The following is an 18794-nucleotide window of genomic DNA, read 5'->3' on the forward strand; positions in this document are numbered from 1 at the left end:
CGAATTGTCGCCGTGGTCGATGTTCTTGGCGGCCGACATCATCGTCAAGGCCGTGATGATCGGTCTGGCGTTCGCGTCGCTGGTCACCTGGACCGTCTTCATCGCGAAAATGATCGAGCTGTCGGTTGTTCAAACTAAATTGCGCGGGGCGCTGCGCAAGATCGCCAGCGCAAGATCGCTGGCGGAAGCGCAATTTGCGCTCGGCGCCAAGGACGGCGTGTTGTCGGCGTTGCTCGCCGCGGCGTTGAACGAAGCGCGGTTGTCGGCGGGAATTTCCAGCGACGACGGGATCAAGGAACGGGCCGCGTCAAGTTTTGCGGAAATCGTGCGCGCCGAAGGGCGGCGGATCCGGATCGGCATGGGGTTGCTGGCCTCGATCGGCGCGACGTCGCCGTTCGTCGGCCTGTTCGGCACCGTCTGGGGCATCATGAACAGCTTCATCGGCATCTCGAAATCGCAGACCACCAATCTAGCCGTCGTCGCCCCCGGCATCGCCGAAGCGCTGCTGGCCACCGCGTGCGGCCTGGTCGCGGCGATCCCGGCGGTCATCATCTACAATCACTTTGCGCGGGTGACGAAAGCCTATCTCGAACTGGTCAGCCGGTCCTCGGGCGCTTCGGCGCGGCTGTTGTCGCGCGATCTCGACCGTACCCATGGCGGCACGCATTCGCGCGCGGCGGAGTAGGCGATGGCCATTTCGCTCTCGGAAAATGACGACGACGACGATTTCGGGGAGACCCATGAAATCAACGTCACGCCGTTCATCGACGTCATCCTGGTTCTGCTGATTATCTTCATGGTGGCGGCGCCGCTGTCGACGGTCGACCTTCCGATTGATCTGCCGTCGTCGACCGCGACCCCGCAGAAGAAACCGGACAAGCCGACCTATGTCAGCATCAAGCCGGATCTCGCGGTGGCGGTCGGTGAGAATCCGGTCAAGCGGATCGATCTGGTTCGCACACTCGACGCGATGCCGGATTCGAGCAAGGATCGCGCGATCTTTCTCCGCTCGGACCGCGCGGTGCCTTACGGCGAATTGATGGATGTGCTGGAAATCCTGCGCGCCGGGGGCTATACCAAGATCAAGCTGGTGGCGCTGGAAGGCGTTCCGAACGCCGATGCACCGCCATCCGCGCCAGCCAACCCAAAACCCTGAGCGGCAGCCAGTTCGAGATGTCCGACCTCGCCACCGAGCAAAAGTCATCGCGGCGCCTCTGGATTCTTTCAGCGGTGGGCGCGGTCGTGCTGCATGTCGGCTGCGGCGCGCTGGCGCTGGCGCATCTGCGTGGCGATGACGAAGCCGAATATCTGGGCTCGCAGGGCGACATCGGCATCGAGCTCACTTCCGCCAGCCCCGAGGATACCGATCTTCCGGCCGGACCGGACGCCGACGCGTCGGTGGCCTCGCCCGCGCTCGCCGAGCAGAAGGCCGAGCCCAAGCAAACCGACCTGCCAAAGGATACCCCGACCGAAACCGAAGATCCCGACCGGGTGGTGACGACGACCGACAACAACAAGCCCAAGGAAGACGAGCCGAAGATTGCCACGGTACAGACCTCGGCATCGGACGAGTCGGTAGCCCAGGAAGCGACCGCGCGGCAGAAGATCGAAGGCGCGCAGCAATCCGACACCCCGACCGTCGTTCATCAGGGCATTGGCAAGGACGCGCAAAAGCTGCTGGCGAAATGGCGCGGCCAACTCAGCGCCTATCTCAATCTCCACAAGCGCTATCCCGAGGTGAAGACCACCAAAGAGACCAAGGTCAAGGTCGGCTTCGAGCTGGATCGTCTCGGCCACGTGCTCTCGATGCACGTCATCGAAGGCTCCGGCGATGCGGCCTATGATGAGGCCGCACTCGCGATGATCCGCAGGTCCGATCCCGTGCCGCAGCCGCCCGCCATGGAAGCCGATGAGGGATTGAATTTTACGCTGGATGTCATCTTCCCGAAGGGAAAGAGCTGATTTCTTCCCCGCCCGATTGGGAGCGTGGGAAGAAATCATGTCGCAGCGGTTGCCTTTATTAGCTCAGTTCTTCTTGACCAGCGGGCAAACGCTCTTCTCCAGCGGAAGCCAGGCTTCGTCGGCCGGAATGGTGGCGACCAGTTTGTAATAGTCCCATGGGTATTTCGACTCCGAGGGCTTCTTCACCTCGAACAGGTAGGCCGGGTGAATCTTGCGCCCGTCGGCGCGGATCGAGCCCTTGCCGAACAGCGGGTCATCGGTCGGCAGTTCCTTCATCTTGGCCACCACGGCGCGGCCGTCATGCGGATTGCCACCGAGCGCTTCGAGCGCCTTGAAGTAATGGATCAGCGACGAATAGACGCCGGCCTGCACCATGGTCGGCGGGTTCTTCTTGAACCTCTCCATGAAGCGCTTCGTGAAGGCGCGGGTCTGGTCGTTCATGTCCCAGTAGAAAGTCTCGGTGAAGTTGAGGCCTTGCGCGATATTGAGCCCGAGCGCATTGACGTCGGTGATGAACATCAGCATGCCCGCGAGCTTCTGCCCGCCGGCGACGATGCCGAACTCGGCGGCCTGCTTGATGGCGTTGGTGGTGTCGCCGCCGGCATTGGCAAGGCCGATGACCTTTGCTTTCGAACTCTGCGCCTGCAGCAGGAACGAGGAGAAGTCGGATGTGTTGAGCGGATGCTTGACGCCTCCGAGCACCTTGCCGCCGGCTGCGGTGACGGCCGCCGTGGTGTCGCGCTCCAGCGCCTGGCCGAATGCATAGTCCGCGGTGATCAGGAACCAGGTGTCGCCGCCGGATTTCACCAGTGCCTTGCCGGTACCGTTGGCGAGCATGTAGGTGTCGTAAGCCCAGTGCACGGTATTGGGCGTGCACTGCGCGCCGGTGAGGTCGGACGAGCCCGAGCCGGAGTTCAGGTTGACGACATTCTTCTCCCTGGCGAGATTGGCGATGGCGAGCCCGACGTTGGAAGCTGCGAGATCGACGAACACATCGACCTTTTCGACGTCGACCCATTGTTTGCCGATGTTGACGGCGACGTCGGGCTTGTTCTGGTGGTCGGCCGAGATCAGATCGATCTTCCAGCCCTTGGCCAACAGGCCGGAATCCTCGATCGCCATCTGGGCTGCGATGGCAGAGCCGGGGCCGCCGATATCCTGATACAGCCCCGATTGATCGCCGAGGGCCCCGACCTTGACGACCTTGTCGAGCTTCTCCTGCGCCAGCGCACTGCCGGCGAACACCAGACCCGTCGTCAGCAGCAACGCCGCAGCCAATTGTTTCATTTTTCCCCTCCCAAGGTCATTTCCGATTTACGCCGGAATATGACAGCGACTATGCCCTGCCTGAACAGCCTCGCATAGCCGCTGCGATGATGGGGTCTATTGGGGGTACTAAGAACCCGACGAAAAACATGTTCAGGTAGGGTTTGCAGGTAGAGGCTGCAGGTAGAGCCTGGTCCTAAAAGTGGAGGCTGGTTTGCCTGCCCGATAAACGCCAAGCGCTTGGGGAGGATGACGCCGCTGACGATCGCCTCAGCGCCAAAGATATCGGAACCCGACATAGACCACGACGAGGCAGGCGAAGATCAACGCCACCGGAAGGCGAGGCTTTGCGTCCGGGCCGCCCTTGGGTTTGGTCTTTTGCGGTACCGGGCGTTTGAAGGCCGTGACGTTGTCGACCACCGGTTCGCTCAAATGCGCCCGGACGTCGGGCGCGGTGCCCTTGCCGCCCATTTCGGTGTAGTAGGCCCGATACATCAGGTTGATGGTGGCGTCGGTGGCCTCCGGCTCCGTCATCTGCTTGAGAAGCTCCCTGTAGCTGACCAGGAAGGTCTGGGCTTCGTCGGGCAGAGCGGAGGCACCGTTCAGCTTCGCCATCATTTTCCAGGTCGCGAAGTCCGCGCGAGCCTTGGTGTCGGCACGGCGCGCAATCATCATGTCGGCAGCTTTAATCAAAATGGCCTCAGGTGCATCGGGCGGCGGATTCTCGAATAATCGCTCCAAAATAACAACTAAGCGTTGCCGGTGACCAGGAGAAGTAGCCAGATCACATAGCCGGTCACCGTCCGCAGTATCGTGGAAATAACATCAAGATTTAGACCGAGCTGCGTGCCGACCATCGGAAGCAGGATCAGAAAACCGATCAGAATCAGCATGCCGTAGGGTTCCAGCCGCGATAACGGGACCGCCAGCGCGTTCGGCAGCAACCCCACCGCGACCCGCCCGCCGTCCAGCGGGGGAATCGGCAGCATGTTGAAAACGGCAAGCACGACGTTGATAACAAGCGCATTTTTCAGATTGTCGGCAAACCATTGCGCGGTGTTTGCGGGGGCAAGGCCCAATAGATGAAACGCCGCCGCGGCGACCAAAGCCAGCGCGATGTTGGTGGCGGGGCCGGCCAGCGCCACCCAGACCATGTCGAGCCGGGGATGCCGCAAGGCGCGGAAATTCACCGGTACCGGCTTGGCGTAGCCGAACAAAAACGGCGAGTGCGACAACAGCAGGATCGCCGGCAGCAACAGGGTGCCGAACGGATCGATGTGCTTGAGCGGATTGAAACTGACGCGGCCGAGCTGCCAGGCCGTATTATCGCCGAGCCGGTGCGCGACAAAACCGTGGGCAGCCTCGTGAAAGGTGATGGCGATCACGAGCGGCAACACCCAGACCGACACCGCATAGATTGTGCTGTTCAGAGGCAATCGATGATTCCGTCCGGTTCGAGTGATGCGGCGTTGACGCTACCACGCGCCCGCTTCGATGGCGTGCCATTCCGGATCGTCATCCGCAGATGATCCGCCAGCAGCGCGCCGGCCTGTGACAGGTTGGCGGCGCGATGCAGGCAGATGTCCGCGGCCGGCAGGCTCGGCATTCCGTCGCGATCCGACAGCGCACGAAGTTTTGGCGGAAAGATCCCGGCCTTCACGACGGTCACGGCGAGACCTTGTGCCGCTATCGCCTCGACCGCCGCGAGGCTGTGACTGACGAACGCCAGCCGCCACGGACGCTTGGCCGCGTCGAGCGCCTCGATCGCCCATTTTCGGAACAGACAGCCCTGCGGGTAGAGCGCGACGGGCAGCGGTTCCTGCTCCTCCAAGACTTGCGAGTCGAAGGCTTGCGACTCGAAGGCCTGCGAACCGCCGGCCGCCCAGACTGCCTGTTCGCGCCGCAGGAATTCACCTTCGCCACGCCCTTCCGGATGCATGGCGATGACGAGGTCAAACGCTTCGCCGAGCCGGGCCGGCATCGAAGAGGTGAGCCCCGTCTCCATCTCGACATGGATCAATGGATAGCCAGCAAGGAAGCTTGCCAGCAGAGGCGGCACCACGAAGGTGCCGTAGTCGTCCATCACGCCAAGGCGGACCACGCAGCCGACCGACGGCCTCGTCGTTCAGCGTCAGGATACGTCGGGCGTATCCGAGCAGTCCTTCGCCCGCGGTACTCAATTCGACGCTTGCCGTGGTGCGGCGCAACAGCTCGACACCCAGGCGATCCTCCAGACGCTTGATCTGCATGCTCACGGCCGATTGGGTGCGGTTGAGCATCGCCGCAGCGCGCGTGAACGACCGGTGGTCGGCCACCGCGACGAACGCCTTCAGAAGATCCGGATCGAGGACAGGCAGGCTCATAACGAAACGTTATTTATCCTATCAGGTAAATTCCATTTCTTCATTAGTACCGCCTCCCTATCCTCGATCGCAAGTCGAAACGGGAGGGATAATGGATGGGAGAGGGCTGGGGCGTCCTGGCGGCGGTGTTATCGAGCGGCCTCGGCGGCACCTCGATCGGCGCCACGCGGTATCTGGTGAACGCGATCGATCCGCTCGCCATCGGCTCGTTCCGGTTCGGTATCGGGTTTCTGCTCTTGCTGCCGGTAGCATTGCTGAAAGGCGAGCGATGGCCGGCGCGTCAGGACTGGCTCGGCGTGGCCGGATTGGGCGTGCTGTACTTCGCCCTGTTCCCGGTGCTGTTCAATGCCTCCCTGATCTTCACGACGGCGGCGCGGGGGGCGCTGGCGTTGTCGACCCTTCCGCTGCTGACGATGGTCGTCGGTGCCGCGCTTGGCAGCGAGGCTTTGACGGCGCGCAAGTCGCTCGGGGTGGTGATCGCGACCATCGGCGTCGCGATCGCGCTGCTGTCGAGCCTGACCGCTGCGCCGCCGGGGGCGTGGCGCGGCGATCTTCTGATGGTTGGCGCCGCCCTGTGCATGGCGCTCTACAGCATCCGGTCAAAGCCGTTGATCGCGCGCTCCGGTACGATTGCTTTCACCACCATGTCGATGGGCATCGGCGCCGCCGTGCTGGTCCTGATATCGTGCTGGCGCGGCAGCTTCGCGCCGGTTGAGGCTTTCGGGATGCCGCAGTGGCTCGCGGCCACCTATCTTGGCGCCTTCGGCGCCGCGCTGACATTCTATCTCTGGGCATTCGCGCTGGTGCGCACGACGCCGACCCGCGTCGCGATCTCCGTTACCGTCAATCCGGTTACCGCGTCGCTGGTCGGCGCGGCGCTGCTTCACGAGCCGCTGCGCTGGAATCTCGCGGGCGGCATCGTGACGGTTTTCGTCGGCATCTGGATCGCGACAACGCAGGGTCGATGGCGCTGACCGGCGACGCGAGCGACCGCCGGCTAGAGCCTGGTTCTGATGGAATCAGAACCAGGCTCTAGACTTTTGTTTTGACGCGTTTTCTTGACGCGAACCGGTACCCACTTCGCTCGAAAACGCTCTAGTAGGTCGCGCGGCCGCCGGAGATGTCGAACACAGCACCCGTGGAGAACGCGCAATCTTCCGAGGCGAGCCACGCCACCATCGCCGCGAGTTCTTCCACGAGAACAAAACGTCCCTTCGGAATCTTCGACAGCATGAAGTCGATGTGCTGCTGCGTCAGCTGGTCGAAGATCGCGGTCTTGGCCGCGGCGGGGGTGACCGCGTTGACCGCGATTTCGTGGCCGGCAAGCTCCTTGCCCAACGATTTCGTCAGCGCGATCAGGCCGGCCTTCGAGGCCGAGTAGTGCGCGGCGTTGGGGTTACCTTCCTTGCCCGCGATGGAAGCGATGTTGACGATGCGGCCGTAATTTTGCTTCACCATCGAAGGCACGACCGCCTTGCAGCAAATGAACGGGCCGTCGAGATTGATGCGCAGCACCTTGCGCCATTCCTCGAGGTCGGTTTCCCAGACCGTCTTATTGATGCCGGCGATGCCGGCATTGTTGACCAGGATGTCGATCTTGCCGAACGCTTTCAGCGTGGCGTCCCGGGTGTTTTCGACCGCGGCGAGATCGGAAACGTCGACCTTGAACGCGGTCACATCGGGGCCGATTTCCTTGGCGGTTTTCTCGGCAAACGGCAAATCGTGATCCCAGATCGCAACCTTGGCGCCGGAGGCGACAAAACGCTCGGTGATGGCGCGCCCAAAACCCTGTGCACCGCCGGTAACGACGGCGCTGCGGCCGTTCAGGTCGATCTTGTTCATTCTGGAAACCTCTGGTCGGCTGGATGTCAGAGCATGTAGCCGCCATCGACAACAAGGTCGACGCCGGTGGTGAACGCGCTTTCGTCGCTGGCGAGATACACGGCCATAGCAGCGATTTCCTCCGCTGTGCCGAGCCGGCCCATCTTCTGGCGGGAGACGAACATTTCCTTGCCCTGCGGGCCAGCGGCGGCGGCTCGGTCGAGCATCGAGGGTGTTTCCACCGTGCCGGGGCAGATGCTGTTGCAGCGGATGCCCTGAGTGATGAAATCGAGCGCGATCGCGCGCGTGAGCAATGAGACGGCCGCCTTGGACGCGCTGTAGGCGTAGCGGTTGGCCGGCGGCCGCAGCGCCGCGCATGACGAGATATTGACGATGCTGCCGCCTCCGCCCGCCAGCATCGCGGGCAGGAACGCCTTGATGGTGCGGTGCATGGACTTGACGTTGAGGTCGAACGAGAAGTCCCAGTCTTCTTCCGAACAGTCCAGGATGGTTCCGTGGTGCACGAAGCCTGCCGCGTTGAGCAGGATGTCGATTTTGCCGACGCGTTTGGCAAAGGCGTTGACGTCGGCCGTGTTGCGAACGTCGAGCCGTGCCGTCTCCGCGATACCTTCCTGAGCCAGCGCAGCGATGCCCTTTTCATTGATGTCGGTGGCAATGACCGTGGCGCCCTCGCGCGCGAATGCGATGGCGCTTGCGCGTCCGATGCCCGCCGCCGCTGCGGTGATAACGGCGCGTTTGCCCTTGAGGCGGTCTGTCATGGGATTCTCCTTGGACGGTAGAAGATCATTTCTCTGCGTCATACGCGGGCTTGACCCGCGTATCCATCTTCTGAAGAAGGATGGGTCGCCGGGTCAAGGGTTGAAGACGGCGCTTCGCGCCCTTTGCCCGGCAACGACGGTTTCGTTATCTAATGATTATCCCGCGCGACGCCGACCTTGCCGGCGATGTCGTGGTAACGCGTTGCGAATTCCATGCAGGCGCCGGTGGCGTGTTGGCCGACGGTCGAGCGATACAGCTCCTGCCACGGCGTCTGGTTGGCCGGAACCGGGAAGCCGCCCTTGGCCTTGAGTTCGACGCGCCGCCGCTTCAACTCGTCATCCGAAATCAGGATGTTGGCGCTGCCTTTGTTGAGGTCGATGCGAACCATGTCGCCGTTCTTGAGGATCGCGAGACCGCCATCGGCGGCGGCTTCGGGCGTCGCGTTGAGGATCGAAGGCGAGCCCGACGTGCCCGACTGGCGGCCGTCGCCGATGCAGGGCAGGGCAAGGATGCCGCGTTTGATGAGAGCGGCGGGCGGCTGCATGTTGACGACCTCGGCGCCGCCGGGATAGCCGATCGGTCCGGTGCCGCGGACGAACAGGATGCAATGTTCGTCGATATTGAGCGACGGATCCTCGATCCGGTGGTGATAATCCTCCGGCCCCTCGAACACGATCGCACGGCCCTCGAACGCATTCAGATCCTTCGGATTGATCAGATAGCGGTCGCGGAATTCCTTTGAGATCACGCTGGTCTTCATGATTGCGGAATCAAACAGATTGCCGCGCAAGACGAGGAAGCCGGCGTCCTTGACCAGCGGCTTGTCGTAACCCCAGATCACGTCATTGTCGGGTTTCGGCGCCTCGCGGCAATTATCGCCCATATTGCGGCCGTTGACGGTCATGACGTCTTCATGGATGCGCTTGTGCGTCATCAATTCGCGCACCACCGACGGCACGCCGCCGGCGCGATGAAATTCCTCGCCGAGGTAGAAGCCGGCCGGCTGCATGTTCACCAGCAGCGGAATCTCGTGACCGTGCTTCTGCCAGTCGTCGATCGAAAGTTCGACGCCGATATGGCGGGCCAGCGCGTTGATGTGGATCGGCGCGTTGGTCGAGCCGCCGATCGCCGAATTGACCACGATGCAGTTCTCGAACGCCTTGCGAGTCAGGATATCGGAGGGCTTTAGATCCTCCCAGACCATGTCGACGATGCGCGTGCCGGTCTCATAGGCGATCTGGCCGCGCTCGCGGTAGGGGGCGGGGATCGCAGCACAGCCCGGCAGCGACATGCCGAGCGCCTCGGCCAGTGAATTCATCGTGGAGGCGGTGCCCATGGTGTTGCAGTGGCCGACCGACGGCGCGGAAGAGGCCACGATATTCATGAACTCCTCATAGTCGATCTCGCCCGCGGCGAGTTCTTCGCGCGCCTTCCAGACCACGGTGCCTGAACCCGTGCGCTTGCCCTGGTGCCAGCCGTTCAGCATCGGGCCGCCCGACAGCACGATGGCGGGCATATTGACGGTGGCGGCCGCCATCAGGCAGGCGGGCGTCGTCTTGTCGCAGCCGGTGGTCAGCACCACGCCATCCAGCGGATAGCCGAACAGGATCTCGACCAGTCCGAGATAAGCGAGGTTGCGATCCAGCGCCGCGGTCGGGCGCTTGCCGGTCTCCTGGATCGGATGCACCGGAAATTCCATGGCAAGACCGCCGGCGGCGCGGATGCCTTCGCGCACCCGGTGCGCCAATTCAAGGTGATGGCGATTGCACGGCGACAGATCGTTGCCGGTCTGCGCGATGCCGATGATCGGCTTGCCGGACTGCAATTCGTGCCGGGTCAGGCCGTAATTCAAGTAGCGCTCCAAATAGAGCGCGGTCATTCCGGGGTTATGCGGATTGTTGAACCATTCGCTGGAGCGGAGTTTGCGCCCTTTGCCCTTGTTGACCGTATCGTGCCCGTTGCTGAGGTTCTTGTTCATTCGTTTCTCCCACTGCAAATCCGCCCGTTTGGGCTTTGCCTTCTAGCATGCGCAAATCCGCGCGCATGACAAACGCGGCATCCGCCGAGCGCCATGCGCCATCGCATAGGACCTTAGTCCAACATCCTTGGTTGCGCTACCATTTTGTCCTGTTTGTGACATCGATCGATTGCAGCAGGAGCCTGCGCCGATCATGGCTCACGCACCGAGCTTTGGCGCTCGATGACGGTGAATCCGAGGTCGACGATCGGTTGCTCCGGGCGCCGGCCTTCGATCGTTTCGATCACCATCGTGGCAGCATTCCTGCCCATTTCGTAGCGATTGGTACGCACGCTGGTCAGCGTCGGGACGGCCGATGCCATGAATTCCAGATCGTTGAAACCGACGATCGCCATTTGCTTTGGAATTGCGATGTGCCGGCGCTGGCATTCGAACAGCACGCCCAAAGCAAGGTCGTCATTGGCGCAGAACACCGCGTCGGTATCCGGGGCCTTGGCGAGAAGATCGGCGAACAGCGTGCCGCCCAGCGTGACCGAAGTCGGTAGCGGTGTCGTCACCATGAGGCGGGAATCGAACAGCGAGGCGGCCTTCATGGCGGCCTGATAGCCGGCCAATCGCCGCTGCACGCGCGGATCCATGCGCGCGCCGAGAAAGCCTATTCTCCGGTAGCCCTGGGCGAGAAGATGAGTAATGGCCGCCTGAGCTGCGTCCGCGTGCGAAAAGCCGATGATCATGTCGACCGGGTCGGGGCCGATCTCCATGATCTGGACGATCGGGCAATCCACCGATTGCATGATGATGCGGCTTTCCGGCGTTTGATCGATGCCGGTCACGATCAAGCCGGCCGGCTTTTGCGCCAGGAACAGCCGCAGCAGTTTTTCTTCCTCCAGGATGCTGTAGCGCGTGTTGGCAAGCTGGATGCTGTAACGGCTGCTCTCGAAGGCATCGTAGATACCGCGCAGCAGGTCGGAAAAGACGTTGTTGGTAAACGACGGGATGAGGACGCCGATCACTTCGGTGCGTTGTGACGCCAGCGCTCGCGCGGCCAGGTTCGGCACGTAACCGAGTTCTTTCGCAGCACTCTCGACCCGCACCCGTTTGCCGATCGACAGGGCTTCGGGATTTCTGAAGAACCGCGATGCGGTGATCGGGCTCACGCCGGCGAGTTCGGCGACTTCCGTTAATCGGATGTTGTCGGGCCTGGTGCGCTTTCGTCCCATCAGGCGCTCATATCACAGGCAGTTACGCAGACAAGCGGTTATTGACAGCGCTACCAAAACGTTGCTAAGCGAGCGATTGCCAAAACCGTATAAACTGCGGACAATATCCGTCCGACCGGACGTCGCGTAAGCCGCGACGTCGACGAGAAAAAAGCAGGGCGGTAACGGCGCTCGTCATACGCCGTCGGGGAACTTGAGGGAGGGAAGTGGATGTCGTCTGTCCAAATTCGCGACGTGCGAAAATCGTTTGGTGGCTTTGAAGTCCTGCACGGCGTGTCGATCCCGATCGAGGACGGCGCCTTTGTGGTTCTGGTCGGACCCTCGGGCTGCGGCAAATCGACCTTGCTGCGGATGCTGGCGGGGCTCGAGAACATCACGTCGGGTACGATTTCGATCGGCGACCGCGTCGTCAACAACGTCCAGCCCAAAGAGCGCGACATCGCGATGGTATTCCAGAACTATGCGCTCTATCCGCATATGACGGTGGCCGACAATATGGGCTTTTCGCTGAAGCTGCGGGGTGCCAGCTCTGACGAGATCGGCAAGGGCGTGAAGCGCGCCGCCGAAATCCTCGATCTGATACCGCTGCTCGATCGTTATCCCCGGCAATTGTCCGGCGGCCAGCGCCAGCGCGTCGCCATGGGCCGCGCCATCGTGCGCGATCCCCAGGTGTTTTTGTTCGACGAACCCCTGTCCAACCTCGACGCCAAGCTGCGGGTGGCGATGCGGACCGAAATCAAGGAGCTGCATCAGCGGCTGAAGACCACCACGGTCTATGTCACCCACGACCAGATCGAAGCCATGACCATGGCCGACAAGATCGTGGTGATGCATGACGGCATCGTCGAGCAGATCGGTTCGCCGCTCGATTTGTACGATCGGCCGGACAACCAGTTTGTCGCCAGCTTCATCGGCTCTCCGGCCATGAACTTCCTCAAGGGTAAACTGAAGGCAAACGGCAGCGCCAGTTTCGAAGGTCCGAACGGACTGAAGCTGCCGTTAGCTTCGGCGCCGGCCAATTCCGACGGCCGGGCCGTGGTGTACGGCGTCAGGCCTGAGCATTTCACAATCGCGGATGATGGCGCCGAAGCCGAGATCGTGGTGGTCGAGCCGACCGGATCGGAAACCCAGGTATTTGCGAAACTCGGCGGCGAGCAGGTCGTCGCGGTGTTCCGCGAGCGTCATCAATTCGCCCCCGGCGACAAGGTTCGGCTCAAGCCCAACCCGTCGCTGGTGCATCTGTTCGATGAAGCCACCGGCAAGCGCCTGTAAAAAATTTTAAGAAGCAAATTGGTCGATAACAAAGCCAATAAAACAGGGGAGAATACGGAACATGACTATCATTACACCGGATCGGCGGTCTCTGCTGAAGGGCGGCGCCACCATGTTGGCCGCCGCGGCAACCATGTCGAGCGAGCAATTGCTGGGCTACGCCAAGGCATGGGCACAGGACGCGCAGTGGAAGCCGGAAGCGGGCGCCAAGATCAATCTGCTGCGCTGGAAGCGCTTCGTCGAGGCCGAAGATGTTGCCTTCATGAAGATCGTCGATGCCTTCCAGAAGGCGACCGGCGTCACCATCAACGTCTCCAACGAATCCTATGACGACATCCAGCCCAAGGCGTCGGTCGCGGCCAACACCGGGCAGGGCCTCGACATGGTCTGGGGTCTTTATACGCTGCCGTTCTTGTTCCCGAACAAATGCACCGACATGACCGACGTCGCCGACTATCTCGGCAAAAAGTGCGGTGGCTGGTCGGCCTCGGGTGAGGCGTACGGCAAGTTCCAGGGCAAGTGGATCGGCGTTCCCGTTGCCGCCACCGGCGGTCTGGTGAACTACCGCGTGGCCGCGGCTGAAAAGGCCGGCCACAAGGAATTCCCCAAGGACCTCGGCGGTTTTGCCGACCTGATCAAGGGCCTCAACAAGAACGGCACGCCGGCCGGGTTTGCGCTCGGCCACGCCTCGGGCGATGCCAATGGCTGGCTGCACTGGGCGCTGTGGGCCCATGGCGGCAACCTGATCGACAAGGACAACAAGGTCGTCATCAACTCGCCGGAAACCGCCAAGTCGCTGGAGTATGTGAAGGGGCTCTACGAGAACTTCGTCCCGGGCACCGCGTCCTGGAACGACAGCTCCAACAACAAGGCGTTTCTGGCAGGGCAGCTTTATTTGACCGCCAACGGGATCTCGATCTACGTCACGGCGAAAAAGGAAAATCCGCAAATCGCCGAAGACATGAACCATGCCCATCTTCCGGCAGGTGTCGACGGCAAGACGCGCGAGCTGCATCTCGGCTTCCCGATCCTGGTCTATAACTTCACCAAGTACCCGCAGGCCTGCAAGGCCTTCACGGCCTTCATGATGGAACCGGCGCAGTTCGATCCCTGGGTCGAATCGGCGTTGGGTTATCTGTCGCCGTTCCTGCTCGGCTTCGAGAAGAACCCGATCTGGACTGCGGACCCCAAGAACACGCCATACCGCAACGTGGCCGAGACCGCGCAGACCCCGGCCGGTATCGGCAAGATGGACGAAAACGTTGCGGCGGCGATTGCCGATTTCGTTGTGGTCGACATGTTCGCGAATTACTGCACCGGCCGCGAAGACGTGAAAACGGCGATGGCTTCGGCGGAACGTTCCGCCAAGCGCATCTTCCGGTAGATGTGATGGCCGGCGCGGTCTTCCGCGCCGGCTCGTTTTTATCCAGGTTTGGTTTGGAATTGGAGCGGCATGACCACCCTTCAAACATCGGCGCCGGCACAGGCTCCCACTGCGTACACGCCGTCGCTGTGGGCGCGGCTCAAGGTCAACCGCAACTGGATGGCGGTGTGGTTCATGCTGCCCGCGGCGGCGTTCCTGATCCTGTTCCTGGCCTATCCGCTCGGCCTTGGCGTTTGGATGAGCTTTACCGACGAACGGATCGGCCGTACCGGTGTCTTTGTCGGCCTCGAGAACTACCAGTGGCTGTGGGACGATTCGATCTTCTGGCTCTCGGTATTCAACACGCTGCTCTATACGATCGTTGCCAGCGCCATCAAATTCGTGATCGGGCTCTATCTCGCGCTGCTGTTGAACCGGCACATGCCGTTCAAGGCGATCATCCGCTCGATCGTGCTGATCCCGTTCATCGTGCCCACGGTGCTTTCGGCGATTGCGTTCTGGTGGATCTACGACTCGCAATTTTCGATCATCTCGTGGTCGCTGATCAAAATGGGTCTGATCGACCACAACATCAATTTCCTCGGCGACGCCAACATGGCCCGCGGCAGCGTGATCTTCGCCAATATCTGGCGCGGCGTACCTTTCGTGGCGATCACCCTGCTGGCCGGCCTGCAGACGGTGTCGCCTTCGTTGTATGAAGCGGCGACGCTCGATGGCGCCACCAACTGGCAACGCTTTCGCTTCATCACCTATCCGATCCTGACCCCGATCATCGCGGTCGTCATGACCTTCTCGGTGCTGTTCACGTTTACCGATTTCCAATTGGTCTGGGCGCTGACGCGGGGCGGTCCGGTCAATGCCACGCATCTGATGGCCACGTTGAGCTATCAGCGCGGCATCATCTCCGGCCGGCTCGGCGAGGGCGCCGCGATCGCGACCGCGATGATCCCGTTCCTGGCGGCGGCGATCGCGATTTCCTGGTTCGGCATGCAGCGCCGGAAGTGGCAGCAAGGATCGAACAATGACTGATCACGCCTTGCAGACCAAAGCACCCGCCGCGTCGCAAAACGACGACAGCGATGGCATGAGCTATCTGGAGTCGTTGCCGCGCCGGTTGGTGACGCTCTATCTGCCGCTGTTCATCATTCTGGTCGTGCTGCTGTTCCCGTTCTATTGGATGGGCCTGACGTCGATCAAGCCGGACGAACAGCTGATCGACATGGAGAAGTATAACCCGTTCTGGGTGGTGCATCCGACCTTCAAGCACATCAGCAAGCTGTTGTTCGAGACCCAGTATCCGCGCTGGCTCTGGAACACGATGTATGTCGCGGTCGGCGCCACCACCTTGTCGATCGCCGCCAGTGTGCTGGCGGCCTACGCGATCGTGCGCCTGAGGTTCAAGGGCGCCGAAGCGGTCGGCGTTCTCATCTTCTTTGCTTATCTGGTGCCGCCGTCGATCCTGTTCATTCCGCTGGCGTCGGTGATTCAGGCCTATGGCCTGTTCGATTCGCCGCTGTCGCTCATTCTGGTCTATCCAACCTTGCTGATTCCGTTCTCGACCTGGCTGTTGATGGGCTACTTCAAGACCATTCCCTATGAGCTCGAGGAATGCGCGCTGATCGACGGCGCGTCGCGCTGGCAGATCCTGACCAAGATCGTGGTGCCGCTGGCGGTTCCCGGCCTGATATCGGCCTTCATCTTCTCCTTCACGCTGTGCTGGAACGAGTTCATCTACGCGCTGACCTTCCTGCAATCGACCCCGAACAAGACGGTGCCGGTGGCGATCGTGAACGAGTTCGTTGACGGCGATATCTACAAATGGGGCTCGTTGATGGCGGGCGCGCTGGTCGGTTCGCTGCCGCTCGTCATCCTTTACGCCTTCTTTGTCGAGCATTATGTGTCGGCAATGACCGGCGCGGTGAAAGAGTAAGCGCGAGAGCCCGCGTATTCGCGCTCCCGGGCGTCATCCCCGGGATGAACGCAATTGCGTTCACCCGTGAGGAGCGCGCCTCTTGGCGCGCGTCTCGAAGGATGGCAACGTGCACGGTCTGTGGCCATCCTTCGAGACGCATCGCTTCGCGATGCTCCCCGAGATGACGTGAGAAAGAAGCAATAAAAAAGGAGTTCGGCTCTTGCATATTCTGGTTCTGGGCGCCGCCGGCATGGTCGGCCGCAAATTGGTCGAACGTCTGTTGCGCGACGGGCGTCTCGGCAAGACCGACATCACGCGCATGACGCTGCAGGACGTGGTGGCGCCGGCCACCCCCGCCAAGCCGGGTTTTCCGGTCAACATCGTCGCGGGCGATTTCGCGGTGGCGGGCTTTGCCGAAAAGCTGGTCGCCGATAAACCCGACGTGATCTTTCATCTGGCGGCGATCGTCTCCGGCGAGGCCGAGCTTGATTTCGACAAGGGCTACCGGATCAACCTCGACGGCACGCGCATGCTGCTCGATGCGGTGAGGCTGATCGGCGGCGGCTACAAGCCCCGCGTGGTCTTCACCTCCTCGATCGCGGTGTTCGGCGCGCCGTTCCCGGACGCCATCGGCGACGAGTTCTTCCATACCCCGCTGCTCAGCTACGGCACCCAGAAGGCGATCGGCGAACTGCTGCTGGCGGATTATTCCCGCCGCGGCTTCATGGATGGCATCGGCATCCGGCTGCCGACCGTCTGCATCCGTCCCGGCCTGCCCAACAAGGCGGCGTCCGGCTTCTTCTCCAATATCCTGCGCGAACCGCTCGCCGGCAAGGAAGCGATCCTGCCGGTCTCGGAGGACGTTCGCCATTGGCACGCCACACCGCGTTCGACGGTCGGATTCCTGCTGCATGCGGCGACGATGGACACCGCCATCGCGGGTGCCCGCCGCAACCTCACCATGCCTGGCCTTTCCGCGACCGTGGGCGAACAAATCGCCGCGCTGAAGCGGGTGGCGGGCGACAAGGTCGCAGCCCGGATCAAGCGCGAGCCTGACCCGTTCATTATGGGCATCGTCGCCGGCTGGCCACGGAATTTCGATGCCAAGCGGGCAGTCAAGCTCGGCTTCACCACAGAAGAAAAGACCTTCGACGACATCATCCGGATTCACATCGAGGACGAACTCGGCGGCAACTTCGCCGCCTAGAGCCTTTTGCGGATGCGGCAATGACCAAAGTGGCCTGCATCGGCGAGTGCATGATCGAGCTGCGGGAGGCTGATGGCGGCCTCTACGCGCGAGGCTATGGCGGCGATACGCTCAATACCGCCGTCTATCTCGCGCGTCTCGGCATCGGCGTCGATTATATCACCGCGCTCGGCGACGATCCCATCAGCGATCAAATGATCGCGGAGTGGGCCGCCGAGGCGGTCGGCACCGGCCGCGTGGTGCGGTTGCCCGGGAAGTTGCCGGGCCTCTACATGATCCAGACCGACGCGCGCGGGGAACGCCGCTTCTTTCACTGGCGCGAGCAATCGGCGGCGCGCAGCCTGATGGATCTGCCTGCGACCGCGGACATCCTGAAGTCGCTGGCTGATGATGAGATTATTTATTTCTCCGCGATCACGCTATCGATCTATCGCGAGGACGGACGAGCGCGATTGATCGCGGCGCTCGGGCAGGCTCGCCAACGAGGCGCACGCGTGGCCTTTGATACCAATTTCCGCCCAAGAGCCTGGCCCGATCTTGAGGTGGCGCGCGCGGCCTATCGCAGCGCGTTTGAGGTCGCCGACATGGCGCTGGCCTCGATCGAGGATCTGTTGCCGCTATATCCCGACCAAAGCCCGGAAAATCTGATGGCGCGGATCGCCACGCCCGAGGCGGTGCTGAAATTGAGCGACCCCACCAGCATCGTGCGGCTTGCGGGCAGGCTGCACGAAATCAAGGCCGAGCCCCTCGCGGCCCCGGTGGTCGATACCACCGCCGCCGGCGACAGTTTTGCCGCGGCCTATATCGCCGCGCGACTGGCGGGCTCGGATCCCATCGAGGCCTCGCGCGCCGGGCACCGTCTCGCGGGTATCGTGGTCGGTCATCCCGGCGCCATCATCCCGCGGTCGGCGATGCCGAAGCTTCATCCGTCAACGCCGTCGTCCTCGCGAAAGGATCATTCATGAACGCTGCATCAGCCCCATCACCGCGCGGCGGGCCATTCGCGACGCTGCTAAGCGCGGCTCGCGTGATTCCGGTGCTCACCATCGAACGCCGCGAGGATGCCGTGCCGCTGGCAAGAGCGCTGGTAGCCGGCGGCGTGCGCGTGCTGGAAGTAACGCTGCGCACGCCGGTGGCGATCGAGGCCGCCAAGGCCATCATCGCCGAGGTGCCTGACGCCATCGTCGGGATCGGCACCATTCTGAACCCGAATGATCTGGCACGCGCGCAAGCGCTCGGCGCCAAATTCGGCATCAGCCCCGGCGGCACGCCCGAGCTGCTGAAGGCCGCGGCCGCCAGTGGGTTACCGTTCGCGCCGGGCATCGCGACCTCGTCCGACCTGATGCAGGCGCTGGCGCACGGTTTTGATCTCGTCAAATTCTTCCCGGCCGAGCAGTCCGGCGGCATCAAGGCGCTGCGGGCGCTGGCGGGGCCGTTCCCGGATATGCGGTTTTGCCCGACCGGAGGGATCGGCGAGGCCAATGCGGCTTCCTGGCTCGCCGAGCCGAACGTGGTCGCGGTGGGCGGCTCCTGGCTGTGTCCGGCGTCAGACGTCCGCTCCGGCAATTGGAACAGCATCACCGCGATCTGCAACCGAGCCATGAAATTACTGAAACCGGCGTGAAGTAT

At 62.3% G+C, this 18794-nt stretch carries 19 protein-coding genes and 1 pseudogene; 11 read left to right on the top strand and 9 right to left on the bottom strand.

Going from position 1 to position 18794, the window contains the following annotated elements; all coding sequences use genetic code 11:
• The 3 genes from exbB to GSQ88_RS00720 form a co-directional block, all read left to right on the top strand.
• The coding region (gene exbB / locus GSQ88_RS00710) for a tonB-system energizer ExbB (protein WP_159005308.1) at positions 1-685 on the top strand (685 nt) is incomplete at its 5' end.
• Positions 686-688: 3 nt separating this feature from the next.
• Complete coding sequence (exbD, locus tag GSQ88_RS00715; protein ID WP_159005309.1) at positions 689-1156, top strand: TonB system transport protein ExbD; 468 nt, start codon at positions 689-691, stop codon at positions 1154-1156.
• A gap of 17 nt (positions 1157-1173) precedes the next feature.
• Positions 1174-1962, top strand: coding sequence for an energy transducer TonB family protein (locus GSQ88_RS00720; protein ID WP_159005310.1), 789 nt, complete (start codon positions 1174-1176; stop codon positions 1960-1962).
• 63 nt (positions 1963-2025) lie between these two features.
• On the opposite strand, the gene GSQ88_RS00725 is transcribed toward GSQ88_RS00720, so the two are convergent.
• The 5 genes and pseudogenes from GSQ88_RS00725 to GSQ88_RS36055 all read right to left on the bottom strand — a co-directional run.
• Positions 2026-3249, bottom strand: coding sequence for an ABC transporter substrate-binding protein (locus GSQ88_RS00725; protein WP_159005311.1), 1224 nt, complete (start codon positions 3247-3249; stop codon positions 2026-2028).
• A 249-nt stretch (positions 3250-3498) separates the two neighbouring features.
• A complete protein-coding gene (locus GSQ88_RS00730) occupies positions 3499-3903 on the bottom strand; it encodes a hypothetical protein (protein WP_159005312.1) in 405 nt (134 codons plus the stop codon).
• Between the two features lie 74 nt (positions 3904-3977).
• Positions 3978-4658, bottom strand: a complete 681-nt coding sequence (locus GSQ88_RS00735) for a site-2 protease family protein (RefSeq protein WP_159005351.1) — start codon at positions 4656-4658, stop codon at positions 3978-3980.
• Positions 4655-5329, bottom strand: coding sequence for a LysR substrate-binding domain-containing protein (locus GSQ88_RS35465; protein WP_349628195.1), 675 nt, complete (start codon positions 5327-5329; stop codon positions 4655-4657). The genes GSQ88_RS00735 and GSQ88_RS35465 overlap by 4 nt, the downstream gene beginning before the upstream one ends.
• Positions 5330-5450: 121 nt before the next feature.
• Positions 5451-5591 (bottom strand): annotated as a pseudogene (locus tag GSQ88_RS36055) (helix-turn-helix domain-containing protein); the annotation flags it as partial.
• Positions 5592-5686: 95 nt separating this feature from the next.
• On the opposite strand from GSQ88_RS36055, the gene GSQ88_RS00745 reads away from it, so the two are divergent.
• Positions 5687-6565 carry a DMT family transporter gene (locus GSQ88_RS00745; protein WP_159005313.1) on the top strand — a complete coding sequence of 293 codons (879 nt, stop codon included), beginning with the start codon at positions 5687-5689 and terminating at the stop codon, positions 6563-6565.
• Between the two features lie 121 nt (positions 6566-6686).
• On the opposite strand, the gene GSQ88_RS00750 is transcribed toward GSQ88_RS00745, so the two are convergent.
• The 4 genes from GSQ88_RS00750 to gntR all read right to left on the bottom strand — a co-directional run bounded on the left by GSQ88_RS00750 (position 6687) and on the right by gntR (position 11390).
• Positions 6687-7433, bottom strand: coding sequence for an SDR family NAD(P)-dependent oxidoreductase (locus GSQ88_RS00750; protein WP_159005314.1), 747 nt, complete (start codon positions 7431-7433; stop codon positions 6687-6689).
• A gap of 26 nt (positions 7434-7459) precedes the next feature.
• Positions 7460-8191: an SDR family oxidoreductase gene (locus GSQ88_RS00755; protein WP_174247880.1), complete on the bottom strand. Its 732-nt coding sequence runs from the start codon at positions 8189-8191 to the stop codon at positions 7460-7462.
• Positions 8192-8340: 149 nt separating this feature from the next.
• Positions 8341-10170 (bottom strand): IlvD/Edd family dehydratase, encoded by a 1830-nt coding sequence (locus GSQ88_RS00760; RefSeq protein ID WP_159005316.1) that lies wholly within the window; start codon positions 10168-10170, stop codon positions 8341-8343.
• Positions 10171-10361: 191 nt separating this feature from the next.
• Positions 10362-11390, bottom strand: a complete 1029-nt coding sequence (gene gntR, locus GSQ88_RS00765; RefSeq protein WP_159005317.1) for an HTH-type transcriptional regulator GntR — start codon at positions 11388-11390, stop codon at positions 10362-10364.
• Between the two features lie 210 nt (positions 11391-11600).
• Here gntR and GSQ88_RS00770 point away from each other — a divergent pair, with 210 nt between their 5' ends.
• From GSQ88_RS00770 to eda, 7 genes are all read left to right on the top strand, one after another.
• Positions 11601-12662 carry an ABC transporter ATP-binding protein gene (locus GSQ88_RS00770; protein ID WP_159005318.1) on the top strand — a complete coding sequence of 354 codons (1062 nt, stop codon included), beginning with the start codon at positions 11601-11603 and terminating at the stop codon, positions 12660-12662.
• A 61-nt stretch (positions 12663-12723) separates the two neighbouring features.
• Complete coding sequence (locus GSQ88_RS00775; RefSeq protein WP_159005319.1) at positions 12724-14046, top strand: ABC transporter substrate-binding protein; 1323 nt, start codon at positions 12724-12726, stop codon at positions 14044-14046.
• A gap of 69 nt (positions 14047-14115) precedes the next feature.
• Positions 14116-15075 carry a carbohydrate ABC transporter permease gene (locus tag GSQ88_RS00780; protein WP_159005320.1) on the top strand — a complete coding sequence of 320 codons (960 nt, stop codon included), beginning with the start codon at positions 14116-14118 and terminating at the stop codon, positions 15073-15075.
• The gene (locus GSQ88_RS00785) at positions 15068-15976 is read left to right on the top strand and encodes a carbohydrate ABC transporter permease (RefSeq protein ID WP_159005321.1); all 909 of its coding nucleotides are present in this window, start codon (positions 15068-15070) and stop codon (positions 15974-15976) included. The genes GSQ88_RS00780 and GSQ88_RS00785 overlap by 8 nt, the downstream gene beginning before the upstream one ends.
• Before the next feature lie 202 nt (positions 15977-16178).
• Positions 16179-17165 carry a D-erythronate dehydrogenase gene (denD, locus tag GSQ88_RS00790; protein WP_159005322.1) on the top strand — a complete coding sequence of 329 codons (987 nt, stop codon included), beginning with the start codon at positions 16179-16181 and terminating at the stop codon, positions 17163-17165.
• 20 nt (positions 17166-17185) lie between these two features.
• Positions 17186-18130: a sugar kinase gene (locus tag GSQ88_RS00795; protein WP_159005323.1), complete on the top strand. Its 945-nt coding sequence runs from the start codon at positions 17186-17188 to the stop codon at positions 18128-18130.
• The gene (gene eda / locus GSQ88_RS00800; RefSeq protein WP_159005324.1) at positions 18127-18789 is read left to right on the top strand and encodes a bifunctional 4-hydroxy-2-oxoglutarate aldolase/2-dehydro-3-deoxy-phosphogluconate aldolase; all 663 of its coding nucleotides are present in this window, start codon (positions 18127-18129) and stop codon (positions 18787-18789) included. The genes GSQ88_RS00795 and eda overlap by 4 nt, the downstream gene beginning before the upstream one ends.
• Positions 18790-18794: the final 5 nt, after the last annotated feature.

The organism is Bradyrhizobium sp. S69, from assembly GCF_009766005.1.
In the GTDB taxonomy this organism is placed as follows: domain Bacteria; phylum Pseudomonadota; class Alphaproteobacteria; order Rhizobiales; family Xanthobacteraceae; genus Bradyrhizobium.